A 20,657-nucleotide genomic window follows, 5' to 3' on the forward strand; every position below is an offset into this window, starting at 1 on the left:
ATAAACGGGGTGCAAATGTACAATTATTTACTTGAAATACAAATGCTTATTTCCGTTTATTTTTTTTGTTTACTCTAAAAGCTGTAATTTTCTTGACTCTCGAAGCTTTATATTTTTCGATTTTAATAAAAAAAAGTGTTTTTAAGAGATAATTACGCAACAGTAGTGCTATTTTTACACCATCTATTAAATAATAACCATAATCACCAATGTTAAAGTTTAGTCTAACTAGTGTAATAGTATTTTTTACTTTTTCACTTTTTTCACAAGAAAGTGCAAATATACAAGTTCCAAAAAGGGTATACACTACAAATAGCGTAGAAAATAAAAAATCTCCAATTATTGATGGCTATTTAACAGATGATGCTTGGCAAAATTCTGAATGGCAAGGCGATTTTGTTGAGTGGAGGCCAGACGAAAATACAGCGCCAACACAACCGACTAAATTTAAAATTGTTTACGATGATAAATTCTTATACATAGCATTTAAATGTTATGATAGTGAGTTAGATAAAATTGAAAAACGTTTGTCTAGAAGAGACGGTTTTCAGGGAGATTGGGTAGAAATTAACATAGATAGTTACAACGATAAACGAACCGCTTTTTCATTTACATTTACGGTTGCAGGTGTAAAAGGAGATGAATTTATATCTGAAAACGGAAGTAGTTGGGATAGTAGTTGGAACCCTATTTGGTATGGGAGTTCTAAGTTAGATGAAGAAGGTTGGACGGCAGAATTAAAAATACCATTTAGCCAATTAAAATTTGGTGATGCTGCAGAACAAATTTGGGGTTTGCAGGTAAAAAGAAGAATTTTCAGGGAAGAAGAGCGGTCTATTTGGCAACGTATTCCACTTGAATCGTCTGGTTATGTAAGTGAGTTTGGTGAGCTACGAGGATTGCTTAATATTAAGCCGCAGAAGCAATTAGAGATTCAACCTTTTGTTGTTAATCAGTACGATAGTTACCCAAAAGAGCCTGATAATCCCTATAGAGACGGTTCGGATTTTGATTTTAATGGTGGGTTAGATGCAAAAATTGGTATTACTAACGACTTAACTTTAGACCTTACTGTAAATCCAGATTTTGGTCAGGTTGAAGCTGATCCTGGAGCAATTGCTTTAGATGGTTTCCAAATATTTTTTAAAGAACAACGTCCGTTTTTTGTTGAAAACAAAAATATTTTTGATTACGAATTTGCGAGCGGCCAAGACAATTTGTTTTACAGTAGACGTATAGGTCGTAACCCGCACGGTAGGCCTCAATTGCAAGATGGCGAATTTATTGATGTGCCAAAAAATACTACAATTCTTGGTGCCGCAAAATTTTCTGGGAAAACAAAAAGTGGTTGGTCTCTTGGTTTGTTAGAGAGTGTAACTGGAAAAATGTATGCTGAAATAGATAACAATGGAGAACCAAGAGATGAGCTTGTGGAACCGCTAACTAATTATTTAGTAGCAAGGGCTCAAAAAGATTTTAATAATAGAAACTCTTACATAGGAGCAATTTTTACTTCTACAAACAGAAAATTAGAAGATAATTTAGATTTTTTAAGAGAATCCGCTATGTCTGCAGGTGTTGACTTTAAACACAATTGGAAAAATAGAGCCTATTATATAGAAGGTAATGTGGTTGCAAGTACTGTTTCTGGCTCTAAAGAATCTATTGCGAGAACGCAAAAGTCTATTACTCATTTATTTAATAGGGTAGATGCTGGTCATGTAAAATTTGATGAAAATAGAACATCTCTAACTGGTACTGGTGGTAAATTAGAATTTGGTAAGGCTGGTGGCGGTAATTGGCGTTATGAAGGTGGTGTACTTTGGTATTCTCCAGAGTTAGAACTTAATGATATTGGATTTTTACGTCAGGCAGATAAAATTACTCAGTTTGCAGAAGTGCAGCGCTTGTATTTAAAACCAACTAGTTTTTATAGAAATATACGATTACAATTGGGGCAGTATTCTACTTTTGATTTTGATGGAAACTACAATGAAATGTCATACCAATTCAATGGAAATATAAGTTATAAAAACAATTGGTGGACAGAGTTTGAAGTTACTCATAACCCGATAATGTATAGTAACTCTAATCTTCGTGGTGGTCCACGTTGGCGTTTTGCTAAAGAAAATGGATTTGCTTTGTTTTCTGGGTCTGATAAAAGAAAAAAGTTTAATGCGACTTTAGGTTATGTTTTTAACAAGGCTGCAGAGGGCACATTTACTTATAGTAGGTATGTTTTTAGGTTAGACTACCAGCCTATAGATGCTTTTAGTTTGTCTATGGATAATGAGTTTTCTACCGAAAATAGTAAAACTCAATATATCTCACAGCGCACAATTAATACAGGAACTAGGTATATTTTAGGTGAAATTGATCAGAAAACATTTAGTAGTTCAATACGTTTAAATTATAATTTAAATCCAAATTTAAGTTTACAGTATTATGGCCAACCTTTTATCTCTAGGGGTCGATACTCTAACTTTAACTATGTTGCAGATCCTACAGCGAGTAGTATAGATGATAGAATTACAATGTATAATGATAACCAAATAACTAAGACTGATGATCTGTATGTTGTTGATGAGGATTTAGATGCAGCATCTGACTATGAGTTTGGGGATCCTGACTTTTCTTTTGTGCAGTTTAGGTCCAATCTTGTATTGCGATGGGAATACATTCCTGGGTCAGAAATATTTTTGGTCTGGTCACAAGGGCTTACAGGAAGGGCTAATCCATCTGATGCTTTAGGTAGAAGTTTAAATCAGCAAATATTAGATCGTAAAAAGGATAATACTATTTTATTAAAGGCCACATATAGGTTTATTTTATAAGTTGAGTTTCTGTTTTATACTATAAAACAGTAATTTGCGTTTTTATTTAGAATTAATAACTCAAAAAAGATGATTAAAAAAAGTATATTATTTATAGCGGCCATTTGTTTCTTGAACTTTTCTTGTTCTACGGATAGTGATAAAGAAATTTTTTCAGAGAACAGTTTGGTTGGTACTTGGGAAATTTCTGATGTTACTAGAGAAGAGTCTTCTAGTGTAAGTTTACCTCAAGAAATTGCTAAGGATTTAATAAGTCAAGGATGTAATTTATTTACATATACATTTAATGCTGATAATACGGTTGTTGGAAAAAGTAAATTAAATCACATTGAGGTTAATGCTACGGCAACGGGCTTAGAGGTAGATTGTCCAGAACAGACAGATACTTTGGCTGGCCTTTGGGAGCTAAATGAAGATGAATTAACTATTACGGATCCTAATGGAGGTAAAACGGTTACAAAAATAGCTTTAGATGGTAATACATTAACTATTGCAGGAGAAGATATAGATGAAGATAATTACGCAGGTTTAAATGTCGTTTTTACAAAAAAGTAACACTATTTAAATTTGTACCAAAAAAGGCTCGATAGAAATTTCTATCGAGCCTTTTTTGATACAATAAATTATTTAATGGGCAACTAGCCAGTTTTCTCCAATGCCTATTTCTACATCTAATGGCACAGTAAGTTTGTATGCGTTTTCCATTTCGGTTTTAATGAGCAGTGTTACTTCTTCTAGTTCTGTTTTATGTGCGTCAAAAACCAATTCATCATGTACTTGTAAAAGCATTTTTGTTTTAAAATTACCTTGTGTAAGTTTTTTATGAATATTAATCATCGCAATTTTTATAATATCTGCTGCGCTACCTTGTATAGGTGCGTTAACCGCATTTCGTTCTGCTGCACCACGAACAACTGCGTTTCTAGAATTAATATCTTTTAAATATCTACGTCTCCCAAGTACAGTTTGTACATAGCCATTATCTCTTGCAAAATCTACTAACTCAGCCATATACTTTTTAAGTTTAGGGTAAGTCTCGTAGTATGCTTCTATAAGTTCTTTAGATTCGCTTCTGCTTAAATCTGTTTGGTTGCTAAGTCCAAATGCAGATACACCGTAAATAATACCAAAGTTCACTGTTTTGGCATTGCTACGCTGTTCTCTTGTAACTTCTTCAAGTGGTACGTTAAAGACCTTAGAGGCGGTAGAAGCGTGAATGTCTTCTCCATTTTTAAAGGCTTCTATCATTGTTGTTTCATCGCTTAAAGCAGCAATAATACGTAGTTCTATTTGTGAATAATCCGCAGCTAATAAAGTATAGTTTTCATCTCTTGGTATAAAAGCTTTTCTCACTTGTCTACCGCGTTCAGTACGTATAGGTATATTTTGTAAGTTAGGGTTGTTGCTGCTTAATCTTCCTGTTGCGGCAACGGTTTGCATGTAGTCCGTATGTACACGCCCAGTAACCTCTTCTACTTGACCCGGTAATGCATCTATGTATGTGCTTTTTAATTTAGCTAATCCTCTGTATTCTATAATATTTTTAATTATTTCGTGGTCTTTTGCTAAATACGATAAAACGTCTTCTGCAGTAGAATACTGACCAGTCTTGGTCTTCTTAGGTTTGTCTACTAGTTTTAGTTTTCCAAATAGTACCTCTCCTAATTGTTTAGGCGATGCAATGTTAAATTCTTCATCAGCAGCTTCGTAAATTTTAGTTTCCAAGTTTTTAATATCAGAATTTAGTTCTTCGGATAAAGAATTTAAAAAAGCTACATCTAAGTTTATGCCTTCTAGCTCCATATCGGCTAAAACACTTAGTAGGGGAATTTCAATATCTTTAAATAGGTCTTCTGTTTTGGCTGCTGTAAGCTCTGGTCTAAAATGACTGGCTAATTGTAGGGTAATATCTGCATCTTCAACCGCATATTCTGTTTGTTGTTCTAAGGGAACTTGACGCATAGACAATTGGTTTTTGCCTTTTTTACCAATTAGTTCTGTTATAGAAATGGGACTGTAGTTTAAATATGTTTCGGCTAAGACTTCCATATTGTGTCGCATATCTGGATTAATCAGGTAATGGGCAAGCATGGTGTCAAAGTATGTTCCTTTTACAATAAGGTTGTATTTACGAAGTACTTTAATGTCGTACTTTAAGTTTTGGCCTATTTTTTCAATTGTTTCGTTTTCAAAAAACGGACGTAATTGTTCTATTAATTCTTGAGCTTGGTCTCTGTCTTCTGGAAAAGGAATGTAAAAGCCTTTACCTGCTTCCCAAGAAAAGGCAATGCCTACAAGCTCTGCTATAAGTGGGTTAAGACCTGTTGTTTCAGTGTCAAAACAAACAGAAGTTTGCTTCATTAAATTTTGTAAAAATAACTTCGTAGCCATACCGGGGGCAACGCTTTGGTATACGTGAGGTATGTCTTTACTTGTTTTTCTACTGGATAATTCTTGCTGTACTTGTGTCGCAGATGGTGCATCGCCACCACCAAATAGGGAAAATTGGCCAGCACCTGCTGTATTTGTTTTGTCTTGTTTTTTTGTTGATTTTTCAGTACTACTATCTGTGCTGTTTGTTGTTGCTTCTGTGGCAAATGTTTTTATAAGGTTATCTGCAAGTCTTCTAAATTCTAAGTCTTCAAATATTGCTGTAACTTTTACTAAGTCCGGCTGATCTAATTCGTATTCTTTTTCGTTAAACTCAACAGGAACATCTAGCATAATACGGGCAAGTTTTTTAGAAAGTAGCCCTAACTCTTTATTTGCTTCTATCTTCTCTTTCATTTTACCCTTTAGTTCGTGGGTGTTTTCTAGCAAACCTTCCATGCTGCCATAAGCAGCTAAAAATTTCTTAGCAGTCTTTTCTCCAACTCCTGGTAATCCCGGTATGTTGTCTACGGAATCCCCCATCATACCTAAAAAATCTATGACTTGTTCAGGTCTTTCAATTTCAAACTTTTTTTGAACTTCAGGAATACCCCAGGTTTCATACCCGCCGCCAAACATAGGTCTGTACATAAAAATATTTTCAGATACTAGCTGTGCAAAATCTTTATCTGGTGTAACCATAAAAACTTTATAGTTTTCTTTTTCTGCTTTTTTAGCAAGTGTTCCTATGATATCATCTGCCTCATATCCTTCTTTTACAATAACGGGTATGTGCATTGCTCTTAATATTTCTTCTATATAAGGTATGGCAAGTTTTATTGCTTCTGGCGTGGCATCACGATTTGCTTTGTAGGCTTCGAACATTTCTACACGATCTTTACTGCCGCCACGATCAAAACAAACTGCTAAATGGTCTGGCCTTTCTCTTTTAATTACGTCTAATAAAGAGTTTGTAAAACCTAATATCGCCGATGTATCTAATCCTTTAGAGTTTATTCTTGGGTTTTTTATAAATGCGTAATATCCTCTAAAAATTAAAGCGAATGCATCTAGTAAAAAAAGTCTTTTTTGATCTGCCATTTTATATTCTATAATTAAGTGTCAAAACTACTAATTGTTGTTTTGTATTTAGTCTTTCTGGTAAAAAGAATTTACGTGTTCGTTGGTGTTGTTTTCTGTAGTGGCTTTACGGTATGTAAAACCTGGATGTACACAATAGCCACCTGTTTCTCCTTTTTTGTTCATTGCTAAAAAGCCTATCTGAAAATCTTCTCTATCTTTGTTTTTAGCCATAATTCTTTTAACTCCTTCTTCGCAGGCTTCTTGTGGTGATTTTCCTTGGCGCATTAATTCTACAATTAAAAAACTACCTACTGTTCTTATTACTTCTTCTCCAACACCAGTTGCTGTTGCACCACCAATTTCATTATCTACAAATAAACCAGCGCCAATAATAGGGGAGTCGCCAACACGACCACCAACTTTATATGCCATACCACTTGTGGTGCAGGCTCCAGAAATGTCTCCATTTTTGTCCATTGCTAACATTCCAATAGTATCGTGGTTTTCTATATTAATAATGGTTTCGTATTTAGAAGTCTTTTTCCATTCTAGCCAATCGTTTTTAGATTTCTCAGTAAGCAAGTTTTCTTTTTTAAATCCTTGCTCATATGCAAACTGTTCTGCGCCTTTACCTGCTAAAATTATATGTGGAGTTTTTTCCATTACTTTACGGGCGACAGAGACTGGATGTATAATGTTCTGTAGGTAAACTACAGCTCCGCAATTTCCATCTTTGTCCATAATGCAAGCATCTAAGGTTACATTACCATCACGATCTGGTCTTCCGCCAATACCTACTGTGTTGTTGTTTATGTCGGCCTCTTCAATCATTACGCCTTGCTCTACTGCGTCTAAAGAATTTCCGCCTTTGGCTAAAACATCCCAGGCTTTATCATTGGCATTTTTAAAATTCCAAGTGCAAATAGCGATGGGTTTAACTGTTTTTGATTCTGCTATGACTGCAACTGGCTTTTTGTTTTCACAAGAAGCTAAAATTGGAGCGGATATAAATACGGCTGTGCTTAAAGATGAATTTTTTAAAAACTTTCTTCGATTCATAATAGTAGGTTGACTAATTTTAGGCTTTAAATATAATGAATATGATTTTAGAAGTGTGTGCAAATTCGGTGGAATCTGCCTTAAACGCAGAAAAAGCGGGTGCCAATAGAATAGAGTTGTGTATGGAGCTTGGTGTTGGTGGTGTAACTCCTTCTTATGGTTTGTTAAAAGCTGTTCTTAGTGCATTAACTATACCTGTACATGTTTTAATTAGGCCAAGAAGCGGTGATTTTACTTATTCTAACACAGAGTTTGACGTTATGCTGCAGGATATTCGAATGTGTGTAGCGTTGGGATGTGGGGGCGTAGTCTCTGGTGTTTTGCATAAAGATTTTACGTTAGACGCTATAAGAACTAAAGAATTAATTAAGGAGGCTAAGGAGTTGAAGTTTACATTTCATAGGGCTTTTGATTGGGTTGTAGATCCTATTATAACATTTCAGAAATTACAAGATATGGGGGCTGATTATGTGTTGTCTTCGGGTCAAGAGGTAAGTGCACCTTTAGGTTTTTCTCTGCTGTCTAAATTAAATAAAATGAGCACGACTTGTTTAATTATGCCTGGAGGGGGTGTAAAACCGGATACTATAAATAAGTTTAAAGAAGCGCATTTTAAAGTGATACATATGTCTGGGGTAAAGTTTTATAAAACATTAGATTCTAATGTTCCTTTATCAATGAATTCAGTTTCTTTTTTAGAGGAAAACCAAGTTGCTATTTCTAGCGTAGATTCCATAGGGCAAGTTGTTGCTTTGTTAAATAACTCTTAAATAAGGTAATCTCTTTATCAAACAAATACCTTTGTAAAAAAAGTAGACTATGCTGCGTTGGATTATTTTTGTAATTATTTATACTGTTTTTGGACTCTATGCTTTTCAAGCTTTAAAAGCAGCAACTAAAATTAATTGGATCCATTATTTATATATAGTGGTTTCTTTATTAGCTGTAGGTAACTTTATATACAAGTTTAGTGTAGGTAATGAAGGGCGTGTAATAAGTTTATCTATGAGTTATGCTTTTGGCCTTTTGTTAAGTGTTATGGCATTTAACTTAGTATTGCTTGTTTTTCTGTTTTTTGAAGATATTGTACGAGTTTTAGTAGGTATATACTCTAAGTTTTTTGGAACTTCTAAAGAGTTTGCGTTGCCAAGTCGCAGACGTTTTTTAAGTTTAATAGGTTTGGGTCTCGCTGCTTTGCCGTTTGGTGCATTGTTGTATGGTATGGTAAAAGGTAAGTATAACTTTAAGGTTTTAAAGTACGAGTTGGCTTTTAATGATTTGCCAGATGCTTTTGATGGATATCAGATTACGCAAATATCAGATATACACAGTGGCAGTTTTGATGATGAAGAGAAAATAAAATATGCAATAGATTTAATTAATGAACAGAAGAGTGATGTCTTGTTATTTACGGGTGATATGGTAAATAATATAGCTGATGAAATGGAGCCTTGGAAACATGTGTTTTCTAAGTTAGAAGCTAAGGATGGTAAGTTTTCTATTTTAGGAAATCACGATTATGGTGACTATGTAGATTGGGACACTGAAGAGTTAAAAGAAGAGAACCTGGATAAGTTAAAAAGTATTCAAAATGAAATTGGTTTTGATTTGTTGTTAAATGATAGTCGATTTTTGCAAAAAGGAGATGATAAAATAGCTTTAGTAGGTGTAGAAAACTGGGGTGTAGGTGGTTTTAAAAAGGCTGGTGATTTAAAAAAAGCTAGTTCTAAAGTGTCTAAAGAGGACTTTAAAATACTAATGAGTCACGATCCTTCTCATTGGGAGCATGAGGTTATTAAAGATGATTATCATTATCATTTAACGTTAAGTGGGCATACACATGGTATGCAATTTGGAATTGAAATTCCTGGATGGATTAAATGGAGTCCTATTAAATGGAGGTACCGCTATTGGGCAGGTATTTACAAAGAGATGGGGCAGTATATAAATGTAAACCGCGGTTTTGGTTATTTAGGATATCCGGGTAGAGTAGGTATATGGCCAGAAATTACTGTAATAACACTAAAAAAGAAAGAACTGGCGTAGTTTTTGCCACTTGTAAAAGCGTAATAATAGTTGCTAGGCTTTTTGTTTTAACAATTTTTCTTACTTTTGATTAACAACCCTAAGATTTATTTATGTCTAAATTTGGAGAACTTATAGATTTAAACGTACCTGTTTTGCTGGATTTTTATGCGGAATGGAATGAGCAGTCATCGTTAATGCACCCTATTCTAAGGGATGTAGCCGCTGCTTTAGGTGATAAAGGTAAAATTATTAAGATTGATGTAGATAAGAATAAAGAACTAGCACAAGCATTGCGAGTTAAGGGCTTGCCTACATTAATGATCTACAAAAACGGAGAAATGGTATGGCGCCAAAGCGGTGAGCAAGACGCCAATACACTTATTACTTTGCTTAACGATTATTTGTAAAAAAACAATCTTAAACGTATTCTATTATAAAAAGAAGCTGGCGCTAATTAGTTGCCGGCTTCTTCTTGTTCTGTGTTGTTTGTATCAATTATTGTATTAGAATCTTGCAAGTCGGGATCTACCATAGGCTCTTCTCTTGGCTTTTCTTCTTGTAATTGTAACCTTTTAGATCCTCTTAGGTGATCAAATTTTCTTAGGAGTTCCTTTGCAATTAACGCTTCTTTTTCAGCGTCAGGGTCATTGTTCTTCTTTAGTATGTCAACCAATCTAAAGTAGCTTTCTAGATCGCCAAGTATTTCATTCTCTCTATCGTACTGCAGATTTAAATCTAGCGTCTTGTAATACGCTAAGTTTTCTTGGTACTTAGTTTTAAGTTGGCGGTATAAATCTTTTGCTTTTTTGGTTTCGCCAACTTTATAATATCCGTCTACAAAAGGTTCTACAAATGCATAATAGCCAAAATAGTCTACAGGCATATTAGTCATGGCTATATCAATAATTTCTTTAGCTTTCTCTATTTTGTTTTCTTCTAGAAGCTGTTCTGTTAGTCTAGCTAAATTACCTCTAAAGCTAATAGATTGAGATCTTGTTTGTGGGTCATGGTATATTTTAGGACTGCCTGAATTGCCCCATTTCCATTTTTTAACAATGCTATACATTAACTCACTATCTATACGGCCCATATCATAAGGATTTGGGTTTTTAGTTTTAATAGGTACTAACTTGTATGCTAAGCCATCTAGTTGTAAATAGTCTTTCATCCAAATATATTCCCCATTATCAAAACTACCTCCAGAGAAGTATATAGGACGTTTCCAGTCGTTATTGGCAAGTAAGTCTAGCATTAGTAAACGGTTCTTGCTTAGGTATCCTGGTAGGTCTATATCTATATAGTCTACAATTAAATCTGCGTCTTCTGGTTTAACAATGCCACTAGCTAAAACGTTTGCTTTGTTAACGGGTACGCGTATTTTTTTTGTTGGGTAATATACTAGATCTAATAAATTATCTGGATATTGACTAAGATCTGCTCCTTGTTTTGCGTAAATATATCTTAGCTTGTTCTGTGGTTTATCACTCCCAATCCAGTTCATAAAATCTTTTATGTCTAACCTCTTATCTTTAAATTGTGGTAAAGGTTGTTCGTAAACAACATCTCGCGAGCCATATTTATATTTATCATGTGTTAATTGAGATGGTATAGGGTCGCTTGTGTATGCTTTCTTTTTCATTTGGTCTATGTACCAATCTGTAGCAAATAAACTTGTGTTTACTACACGTACATCTGTACGGTAGCCTTCAATCTCTTGTAGGTACCATAGCGGGAATGTGTCATTATCTCCAATAGTAAATATAATAGCGCCTACGTTTTCATCTGTAGAGTCTAAATAAGATCTTGCTGTACTGTTGGCTGTAAATTTGTCTGATCTATCATGGTCGTCCCAGTTTTGAAAAGCCATTAATGTTGGTACTGCTAATAAGCATACAACAGTTATTATTGGAGCTATAATTTTAGCTGAAGTTAATTTTCTTAATTCATCATACAAACCTGCAACTCCAAGTCCTATCCAAAGTGCAAATACATAAAAAGAACCAACTAATGAGTAATCTCTTTCTCTAGGTTGAAATATAGAGGGGTTTGTGTAAAATTGAATGGCTAAACCGGTAAATAAAAAGAAAACTAATAATGCCCAAAACTGTTTAGGGTCTTTTTTAATTTGAAAGAAAATACCAATTAGTCCTAGTATTAAAGGTAAAAAGAAATAGGTATTTCTTCCTTTGTTGTCTAGTATGTCGCTAGGTAAGTTTTCTTGACTGCCAACAAGGCTGTTATCTATAAAGTTAATTCCGCTTATCCAATTTCCGTGGTTGTTGTATCTACCCTGTATGTCGTCTTGCTTGCCAACAAAATTCCACATAAAGTAACGCCAGTACATATAGCCAAACTGAAAATCTAACATATATCTAACATTATCCCAAATGCTTGGAGGTAGTACTTCTATGTAGCCTTCATCAATAAATTCTTTTAATACTTTTATGTATTGGTCTGTGCCAATTTCTCCGTTTGCGTGACCACTTTTAAGTTGTTGGCAAACGTCTCTTAATTCTTTAATTCCTAAATGCTTAGGTTTTATCTTAAAATCAAGAGCGCCATAATAGGTCATGTAATTCTCGGCATTTTCTCTAGACCACATTCTAGGTAAAAGACCCATATGCTTTTTATCTGCACCTTGTTCTGCGTCTTTGTAGTTGTTTACAATTACATATTTTCCAAGAGCTTCATTTTTTTCATACTTAGGTTTTCCATCTTTTTTTTCTCCTCCAGAAGAGAATGCATCAGAATAATAAGCTCCAAAAATAGGGCTGTCTACGCTAGGGTATTGTTCTCTATTGTAGTATGCTAGTAAAGATCTTGCGTCAGATGGGTCATTCTCGTTTATAACCACATCTGCATTAGCGCGTATTGGTAGCATAAGCCACGAAGAAAAACCTAAAAACAAAAACATTAAACATAGTACAATAGTATTAACGGTTTTAAAGTTATTTTTTCTAGTGTAATTTAAACTAGCGGCAAAAACGGCAATAAAAACAAGTCCCATAATTATAGAACCAGAGTTAAAAGGCAGTCCAATGCTGTTTATAAAGAAAACTTCACTCCAGCCAAATAACATTAGTACATATGTTAAAGAGAATTTATAAACCAACATTAAAATAGAAATAACTGCTATGTTTGCTATTAAGAAGTTTTTTACTGTTGTGTCTTTGTATTTTTTAAAGTAGAATAATAATCCAATCGTAGGTATGGCTAAAAAGCCCATGAATTGTATTCCAAAAGTAAGACCTACAACAAATGAGATCATAATTATCCAACGGTTTCCTCTTGGGTCTTCCAATTCATCAGTCCATTTAAGTCCTAGCCAAAGTAATAAGGCCATTACAAAACTTGCCATTGCATAAACCTCTGTCTCTACTGCATTAAACCAAAAGCTATCAGAAAAAGCAAAAGCTAAAGAGCCAACTAAGCCACTACCTAGAATTGCTATTGCTTTGCTGTTTGTTAATACGCTATTTGCTTCTTTAAGAATAAGCTTTTTTGCTAAATTGGTAATAGACCAGAACATAAACAGAATTGTAAATGCACTAGAAGCTCCGGATACAAAATTTACCATACTAGCAACTTTAGTCTCGTCTGTTGCAAACATGGCAAAGAACGCGCCTATCATTTGTAATAATGGTGCTCCTGGTGGGTGACCAACTTGTAGTTTGGCAGATGTTGCTATATATTCTCCAGCATCCCAAAAACTGCCTGTAGGTTCTACAGTTAATAAATAAGTAATTAAAGCGATTAAAAAAGCTGCCCAACCTAGGGTAGTATCCCATTTTTTAAAATTCTTAGAGAACATACAGTGTTTTGTTTATGAATTAAGGCGAATTTAGTGATAAATTGAGATACGAAAGATAAAATTTTATAAAGGTTTAACAAAGTTTTTAAAATTTTTACGAAAATGTTTTGTGTAAACGAAACTTTATTATAAATTTGCATCCTCTTAACAGAGATTGGCCCATGGTGTAATTGGTAACACACCGGTTTTTGGTACCGACATTCAAGGTTCGAGTCCTTGTGGGCCAACTAAAATTAAGTAAAAACCCGATATCATTTGATATCGGGTTTTTTGTTTTTTAATGATTTATGTGATTGTCGTTGTCAAGGCTTTCTTCTTCAGGTAGTTCTAGATCTGTATTGTTGCTTATGTCGTTATAATCTTCATTTTCATTCTCGTCATGTAACTTGTCTAGTTCATCTATATCTTCATCAATCTCATCTAAAAGAGTATTCATTTTTCGCTTATCCTTGATCATTGCAGCTGTCATAATTAAGCTAGTTCCGATAATAACAAACAGTAAAATACCAGAATCAAATGCTTCTATTTCTGCTTCTTTGGGTATAGCGTAGAATAATAATACTGTAATTAAGCCTCTTGGAGCAATAAATAATTGAGGTAAAATATCACTGCCGATAAAAACGCGCAATACTATAAATCTAATAATATATATGGATGCAATAATTAAAACACTTGTTATGGCTACGTTAACGCTAAATAAAGATGATATTACTATGGTGATACCAAAAATGACAAAGAAGAATGTACGCACAACAAAAGCGGTCTCTAGTGTTATAATATGTAATTCATGGTAAATTTGTTCTGCGCGTTCCTTGTTTAGATACTTAGATAAGAAGCCTCCGAAAAATAGATTCATATTGGCTATGATAAGTCCAAATATTAAAATTATGATTAATGATGATAGGTGTAGTTTTTTACCTAGCGCATATAATAATAGTAGAACGGCAATTAGTAAGAACTGCTTTGCTTGCGATTTTATTTGTTGAAAAACTAAGATAATAGCGTAACTCGCAATTATAGAGATAACAATTGTTAGTCCAATGTTACCTGCAAAACCAGCAGCTCCGTTACCGGCGCCTTCTGTTGGGTTTAGGTTTCCTGTTAAAAAGTAAAACATCATAATTCCCATAATGTCAGAGAATGTACTTTCGTAGATATGAAATTCCTTTTTATTTTCAGACAAGCCACTAACACTTGGGATAATAATAGCGCTAGATAATATAGATAGGGGTGTTGCATATAGCCAAGCAGATTGCATTGTCATGCCTTCTATAAACTCATGCAGAATTAGAGCAGCCACGTATGCGGAGGCAACTAGCCCAATAAGGGCTATGGCCATAGATTTTAATATGGGTACAAGTTTTTCTCGCTTTAATTTTAGTTCCAAGGCAGCTTCTAGTACAATCATAATAAGACCAACAATACCAAGAAGTTCTAGTGAAGGGAAAAAATTAATGCTGCCTTCGCCTATAAATTCTAATACATATTTAAGTATTACACCTAAAATGATAAGCATTAGTACAGAAGGTATATTTGTTTTTTTTGAAATTCCGTTAAATAGAAAAGAGATGATAATAATAACTGATGCGGCAATAATAAGGTTGTAAGAAGATAATATTTCCATTTTAGGATGTTAGTTTGTGTTTAGAATTTAAAAATACTACATAATTAGTTAAACAACAGTTAGGATGACTTTATTTTGTGAAAAAAAATATGTACCTTTGCAGAACTGAAAGAATATATTGTATTCATGAGGGGACTTAATAGTCCCCTCTTTTATTAGCTATACTTTTTTTGGTTTAATAAATTTCTGTAAAAAGAGTTATGTTTAAAAAACAAGTTACAGCGCTATTAGAGGGCTTTTTAGAAGAAAACCCAACATTGTTCTTAATAGATTTTACTATAGCACCTGATTTTAAAATAAATATTGTTTTAGATGGTGATAATGGAGTTACTCTTAAAGAATGTATGGCTGTTAATAGAGCTATAGAAAACAATTTAGATAGAGAAGAGCAAGACTTTTCTTTGGAGGTTGCTTCTGCAGGTGCTACGTCGCCATTAGTTTTACCTAGGCAATATGTTAAAAATATTGGAAGAAATTTAGAGGTTAAAACGACAGAAGGTCGTAAATTTGAAGGGCTGTTAACTGCCGCTTCTGAAGAGACTGTTACATTGGAGTGGAAGGCAAGAGAACCGAAGCCCGTAGGTAAAGGAAAAGTTACCGTTCAGAAAAAAGAAGAGATTCCTTTTTCTGAGATTAAAGAAGCAAAAGTTATATTAAAATTTTAATAAATAAATCAATATGGAAAATATTGCGCTAATAGAATCTTTCTCAGAATTTAAAGATGATAAATTCATTGATAGGGTAACGTTAATGGCAATTTTGGAAGAAGTATTTCGTAATGCTTTGAAGAAGAAGTTTGGTTCTGATGATAACTTTGATATCATTATAAATCCAGATAAAGGGGATTTAGAGATATGGAGAAACCGTATTGTTGTTGAAGATGGTGAGGTCGAGGAGCCTAATGAGGAAATTTCATTAATAGATGCGCGCAAGATTGAGCCAGATTTTGAAGTTGGTGAAGATGTATCTGAGGAGGTAAAGCTTATAGATTTGGGTAGACGTGCTATTTTAGCATTACGTCAAAATCTAATTGCTAAAATTCATGAGCATGACAATACAACAATATACAAGCAGTTTAAAGAATTAGAAGGTGAAATATATACAGCAGAAGTTCACCATATTAGACATAGAGCTGTAATTCTAGTAGATGATGAAGGTAACGAGATTGTGATGCCAAAAGATAGGCAGATACCTTCAGACTTTTTTAGAAAGGGAGATAATGTTCGTGGTATTATAGAGAGTGTAGAGCTTAAAGGTAATAAGCCTTCTATTATAATGTCTAGAACATCACCTAAATTCTTAGAGCAATTATTTTTTCAAGAGATACCAGAAGTTTTTGATGGTTTAATTACAATTAAAAAAGTAGTTCGTATCCCAGGAGAAAAAGCAAAGGTTGCTGTAGATTCTTATGATGATCGTATAGATCCTGTTGGTGCCTGTGTAGGTGTTAAGGGTTCTAGAATACATGGTATTGTTAGAGAATTAGGTAATGAAAATATCGATGTTGTTAACTGGACTGGTAATCCGCAATTATTAGTTACAAGAGCATTGAGTCCTGCTAAAATATCATCAGTTAAGTTAAATGATGAGAAAATGACAGCGCAAGTTTATCTTAAGCCGGATGAAGTTTCTAGGGCGATAGGTAGAGGAGGTCACAATATTAGACTTGCAGGGCAATTAACTGGTTATGAGATTGATGTATTCCGTGAAGGAGTAGAAGAGGATGTTGAGTTAACAGAGTTCTCTGATGAAATTGAAGGCTGGATTATAGAGGAATTTAAGAAGATTGGTTTGGATACTGCGAGAAGCGTATTAGAGCAAGATTCTGAAGATTTAGCAAAGCGTACTGATTTAGAAGTTGAAACTATTTTAGAAGTTGTACGCATACTTAAAGAAGAATTAGAAGATTAAGCTATATATTAGCAAAAATTTAAGAATACGAATACTTGTTTATGGCAGAGAATGCAACAATAAGGCTCAATAAAGTCCTCAGGGAATTAAATATTTCTTTAGATAGGGCTATAGATCATCTTTCGTCCAAAGGACGTGAGGTGGAGGCAAGGCCTACTACTAAGATTTCCAATGAGGTGTATCAAATTCTTTTGGATGAATTCCAGACGGATATGAGCAAGAAAGTTGCTTCTAAGGAAGTCGGCGAGGAAAAACGTAAGGAAAAAGAAGCGCTTAGATTGCAATTAGAGCAAGAGCAAGAAGAAAAGCGTTTGGCTAGAGAAAAAAGAGCGGCTGCTCAAGAAGTTATTAAGGCTAAAGCCGAATTGTCTGGTCCAAAGACAGTTGGTAAAATAGATCTTGATGCTGGTAAAAAGAAGCCTGCTCCTGTGCAACAAAAGGTAGCTCCAAAAGAGGAGAAGCCTGTGCAGCAAGAAAAGCCAATAGTTAAAGAAGAATCTAAGCCTGTTGAAAAACCTGTGGTTAAAGAGACTTCTACTATGAAAAGTACTAAGGTAGAATTGCCTGGTCCAAAAACTGTTGGTAAAATAGATTTGGATGCGGTGAAGAAAAGATCTGCCCCAGTGAAAAAGAAACCTGCTCCGGTAGTTCCTGTTAAAAAGGAAGAGCCAGTTAAGGTTGAAGTGGATAAAAAATCTGTAGAAAAGCCTGCAGAGAAACCTGCTGAAGAAGTAACAGAGACAAAGGAAAACGATGTAATTACTACGCAGTATCAAAAACTTTCGGGACCAAAGCTTACGGGTGCTAAAATTGATTTATCTCAATTTAATAAGCCTAAAAAGAAAGAGGCTCCTAAAGGTGCTGGTGCTGATAAGAAAAAGCGTCGTAAGAGAATTGTTAGTAGTAATAAAGGCCCTGGAGGTAATCCAAGACCAGCAGGTCAAGCTGGTGGTGCAAGAAAACCTGTTGCTGCTAGAGGAAGATTTAATAGTGCTCCTATTGTAAAAGTTGAACCAACTGAAGAAGAGGTTCAAAAGCAAGTTAGAGAGACTTTGGAGAAACTTCAAGGTAAATCTAAAAAAGGAAAAGGGGCAAAACATAGAAGAGATAAAAGAGATCAACACCGTCAGCAGACAGAGAAGGATCTAGAAAAACAAGAATTAGAAAGTAAAATCTTAAAAGTAACTGAATTTGTTACTGTTGGAGAAGTTGCTACGATGATGGAGGTTTCTAGTACTCAGATTATTTCTGCTTGTATGTCTTTAGGTATTATGGTGACGATGAATCAGCGTTTAGATGCTGAGACATTATCTATAGTAGCAGAAGAATTTGGTTATGAAGTAGAGTTTATTGCTGCAGAGATTGAAGAATCTATTGTAGAGGATGTTGATGCTCCTGAAGATTTAAAAGAAAGAGCTCCTATTGTTACTGTTATGGGTCACGTAGATCACGGTAAAACTTCATTGTTAGATTACATTCGTAAAGAAAATGTAATTGCAGGTGAGAGTGGTGGTATTACGCAACATATTGGTGCATACGGTGTGAAGTTAGATAATGGACAAAAAATTGCATTTCTAGATACACCAGGTCACGAAGCTTTTACGGCGATGCGTGCACGTGGTGCTCAAGTTACCGATATTGCAATTATTGTTATTGCGGCTGATGATGATATTATGCCACAAACAAAAGAAGCTATTAGTCATGCGCAAGCAGCTGGAGTTCCTATTGTTTTTGCAATTAACAAAATAGATAGACCTGCAGCTAATCCTGATAGGATTAAGGAGGGACTTTCTCAAATGAATTTATTAGTAGAAGACTGGGGTGGTAAAATACAATCTCAAGAAATATCTGCTAAAAAAGGTACAGGTGTTAAGGAGCTTTTAGAAAAAGTATTGCTAGAGGCTGAGTTGTTAGAGCTAAAAGCTAATCCAGATAAGTTAGCTTCTGGTACAGTTGTAGAGGCATTCTTGGATAAAGGTAGAGGATATGTTTCTACGATCTTAGTTCAGGCAGGTACATTAAAAATAGGAGACTATGTTTTAGCTGGTACTTGTAGTGGTAAGATTAAGGCGATGCAAGATGAGCGTGGTAATAATCTTCAAGCAGTTGGTCCTTCTACTCCTATATCTATATTAGGTTTGGATGGTGCGCCACAAGCAGGTGATAAGTTTAATGTGTTAGAAGATGAGCGTGAAGCTAAACAGATAGCATCTAAACGATCTCAATTACAAAGAGAGCAATCTGTGCGTACACAACGTCATATTACTTTAGATGAAATAGGAAGACGTATTGCTTTAGGTGACTTTAAAGAACTTAATATTATACTTAAGGGTGATGTTGATGGTTCTGTAGAGGCGTTAACAGATTCTTTCCAGAAACTGTCTACTGAAGAAATACAAATAAATATTATACATAAAGCTGTTGGTCCAATTACAGAATCTGATGTGTTGTTAGCTTCTGCTTCTGATGCAATTATAATCGGATTTAATGTAAGACCAATGGGTAATGCAAGAATGATTGCAGAGAAAGAAGAAATAGATATTAGAATGTATTCTATTATTTATGCTGCAATTAACGATCTTAAAGATGCAATGGAAGGTATGCTTTCTCCAGTTATGAAGGAAGAGATATTGGGTACTGCTGAAATTCGTGAGACCTTTAAAATATCTAAGGTTGGTACAATTGCAGGTTGTATGGTATTAACTGGTAAGTTGGTTAGAAGTGCTGGAATGCGTTTAATTCGTGATGGTGTAGTTATCTACACTGGAGAGCTATCATCATTAAAGAGATTTAAAGATGATGCTAAGGAGGTTGCTAAAGGGTATGATTGTGGTCTTCAGGTTAAGAACTACAATGATATTAAAGAAGGTGACATAATTGAAGCTTTCCAAGAAGTAGCAGTAAAGAAGAAGTTGAAGTAAGACTTTTAGTTTAGATATAAAAAAAGCGACTCAGAAATGAGTCGCTTTTTTGTTTTGCATTGTTTGTTAGATTAATCTTTTTGATTGGAGATTAATGTTGCGTTTGGATATGTCTTTTTGATTATTTTTAATGAATGCTGTGCTTCTTCTAAGGTTTTATATTTGCCTAAAGTAATACTGTATCTTTTATTGTTTAGTCTTAGATAGTTTGTAATTCTTAGGAAGTCTCTTTTTGCATCTTCTTTTGCTTTATTTGCTTCTGTTAGATTTTTGTTATTGTTTATTTGCACAGAAAATGGTGTGGCAATTAGTTCTCCAGTTTTTATTTGTTGCGTTGTGTTATTTTCTTTTAGTTATTGTTTCTCCTTCTTGATAGTGCTTAGAGTTAAAAGAAGTATCGAGCTGTAGATTTTCTTTGTTTTGATATGTTTTGGGTTTTGTTTCTTTATAAAATTAGAATTTTATTTTATACTTTAAAATTTTGTCTAAATGTGTACTTTTTAAAATAAAAAAAAGCGACTCATTCCTGAGTCGCTTAAGTAATTTAATGGGTATTTATTTTTTCTCCCTTTGATTTGCAATTAAGAAGGCATTAGGGTATTTTTTGTGAGCTTCTATTAGCTTCTGTTGTGCTTCAAACTTGGTGTTAAATTTTCCTATTCTAACTTTGTAGTTGGGCTGGTCAAAGCTAATTTCTGTAAACCAGTCTGGGAAATTTCCTTCTGCATTAGATTTTTCGCTATTTGCTTTAGATGGACTTTGGCTCGAGTGTATCTGTATAGTGTAGTATTTAGATGTTTTGTTGCTTTCTGTGTACAGGTTTAAAAGCTTATCAATGTTTTTATCTTGATTAATAGTTACTTCTCCCTCTTGTGCAAAGCTAAAAGCGCTAAAAGTAAGGAGTAGTAAGCTGCAGTAAAGTGTTTTCATTGGTAGTATATGTTAATGTTAATATGCTACTACAAATGTAAAATATTATAAATCAAACATAAGGCATAAATATTATTTAGAATTAT

Annotated in this window: 14 protein-coding genes and 1 tRNA gene; 9 read left to right on the forward strand and 6 right to left on the reverse strand. The window is 34.2% G+C overall.

The features are described 5' to 3' along the window. Positions 1-209: 209 nt before the first annotated feature. Positions 210-2,834, forward strand: coding sequence for a DUF5916 domain-containing protein (locus M4I21_RS07800; protein WP_249558554.1), 2,625 nt, complete (start codon positions 210-212; stop codon positions 2,832-2,834). 69 nt (positions 2,835-2,903) lie between these two features. Further along, positions 2,904-3,389: a lipocalin family protein gene (locus M4I21_RS07805; protein WP_249558555.1), complete on the forward strand. Its 486-nt coding sequence runs from the start codon at positions 2,904-2,906 to the stop codon at positions 3,387-3,389. A 72-nt stretch (positions 3,390-3,461) separates the two neighbouring features. Here the strand turns inward: M4I21_RS07805 and polA are convergent, their stop codons facing one another. Further along, the gene (gene polA / locus M4I21_RS07810) at positions 3,462-6,305 is read right to left on the reverse strand and encodes a DNA polymerase I (protein WP_249558556.1); all 2,844 of its coding nucleotides are present in this window, start codon (positions 6,303-6,305) and stop codon (positions 3,462-3,464) included. A gap of 48 nt (positions 6,306-6,353) precedes the next feature. After that, on the reverse strand, positions 6,354-7,346 hold the full coding sequence (locus M4I21_RS07815; RefSeq protein ID WP_249558557.1) for an isoaspartyl peptidase/L-asparaginase family protein: 993 nt from the start codon (positions 7,344-7,346) through the stop codon (positions 6,354-6,356). A 41-nt stretch (positions 7,347-7,387) separates the two neighbouring features. On the opposite strand from M4I21_RS07815, the gene M4I21_RS07820 reads away from it, so the two are divergent. The 3 genes from M4I21_RS07820 (at position 7,388) to M4I21_RS07830 (ending at position 9,781) form a co-directional block, all read left to right on the forward strand. Next, on the forward strand, positions 7,388-8,116 hold the full coding sequence (locus M4I21_RS07820; RefSeq protein ID WP_249558558.1) for a copper homeostasis protein CutC: 729 nt from the start codon (positions 7,388-7,390) through the stop codon (positions 8,114-8,116). A 49-nt stretch (positions 8,117-8,165) separates the two neighbouring features. Further along, on the forward strand, positions 8,166-9,392 hold the full coding sequence (locus M4I21_RS07825) for a metallophosphoesterase (protein WP_249558559.1): 1,227 nt from the start codon (positions 8,166-8,168) through the stop codon (positions 9,390-9,392). A gap of 92 nt (positions 9,393-9,484) precedes the next feature. Next, positions 9,485-9,781 (forward strand): thioredoxin family protein, encoded by a 297-nt coding sequence (locus M4I21_RS07830; protein WP_249558560.1) that lies wholly within the window; start codon positions 9,485-9,487, stop codon positions 9,779-9,781. 47 nt (positions 9,782-9,828) lie between these two features. Here the strand turns inward: M4I21_RS07830 and M4I21_RS07835 are convergent, their stop codons facing one another. Continuing rightward, positions 9,829-13,185 (reverse strand): protein O-mannosyl-transferase family, encoded by a 3,357-nt coding sequence (locus M4I21_RS07835; protein WP_249558561.1) that lies wholly within the window; start codon positions 13,183-13,185, stop codon positions 9,829-9,831. Positions 13,186-13,340: 155 nt separating this feature from the next. Between M4I21_RS07835 and M4I21_RS07840 the strand changes: the two genes are divergently transcribed. Next, positions 13,341-13,412: transfer RNA gene (locus M4I21_RS07840), tRNA-Gln, on the forward strand. Between the two features lie 50 nt (positions 13,413-13,462). Here the strand turns inward: M4I21_RS07840 and M4I21_RS07845 are convergent. Further along, the gene (locus M4I21_RS07845) at positions 13,463-14,809 is read right to left on the reverse strand and encodes a cation:proton antiporter domain-containing protein (RefSeq protein ID WP_249558562.1); all 1,347 of its coding nucleotides are present in this window, start codon (positions 14,807-14,809) and stop codon (positions 13,463-13,465) included. Between the two features lie 200 nt (positions 14,810-15,009). On the opposite strand from M4I21_RS07845, the gene rimP reads away from it, so the two are divergent. Genes rimP through infB form a run of 3 tightly spaced genes read left to right on the forward strand, consistent with a single transcriptional unit; the run spans position 15,010 to position 19,641 of the window. Beyond that, positions 15,010-15,474 (forward strand): ribosome assembly cofactor RimP, encoded by a 465-nt coding sequence (gene rimP, locus M4I21_RS07850; RefSeq protein WP_249558563.1) that lies wholly within the window; start codon positions 15,010-15,012, stop codon positions 15,472-15,474. 13 nt (positions 15,475-15,487) lie between these two features. After that, positions 15,488-16,720: a transcription termination factor NusA gene (gene nusA, locus M4I21_RS07855; protein WP_249558564.1), complete on the forward strand. Its 1,233-nt coding sequence runs from the start codon at positions 15,488-15,490 to the stop codon at positions 16,718-16,720. Positions 16,721-16,761: 41 nt separating this feature from the next. Beyond that, a complete protein-coding gene (gene infB, locus M4I21_RS07860; protein ID WP_249558565.1) occupies positions 16,762-19,641 on the forward strand; it encodes a translation initiation factor IF-2 in 2,880 nt (959 codons plus the stop codon). Positions 19,642-19,712: 71 nt separating this feature from the next. Here the strand turns inward: infB and M4I21_RS07865 are convergent, their stop codons facing one another. Together M4I21_RS07865 and M4I21_RS07870 are read right to left on the reverse strand one after the other, a co-directional pair. Next, positions 19,713-19,931: a hypothetical protein gene (locus tag M4I21_RS07865; protein ID WP_249558566.1), complete on the reverse strand. Its 219-nt coding sequence runs from the start codon at positions 19,929-19,931 to the stop codon at positions 19,713-19,715. A 265-nt stretch (positions 19,932-20,196) separates the two neighbouring features. Further along, a complete protein-coding gene (locus M4I21_RS07870; protein ID WP_249558567.1) occupies positions 20,197-20,571 on the reverse strand; it encodes an SPOR domain-containing protein in 375 nt (124 codons plus the stop codon). Positions 20,572-20,657: the final 86 nt, after the last annotated feature.

Origin of the sequence: Cellulophaga sp. 20_2_10 (genome assembly GCF_023476645.1) — a bacterium.
Taxonomy (GTDB): Bacteria; Bacteroidota; Bacteroidia; order Flavobacteriales; family Flavobacteriaceae; genus Cellulophaga.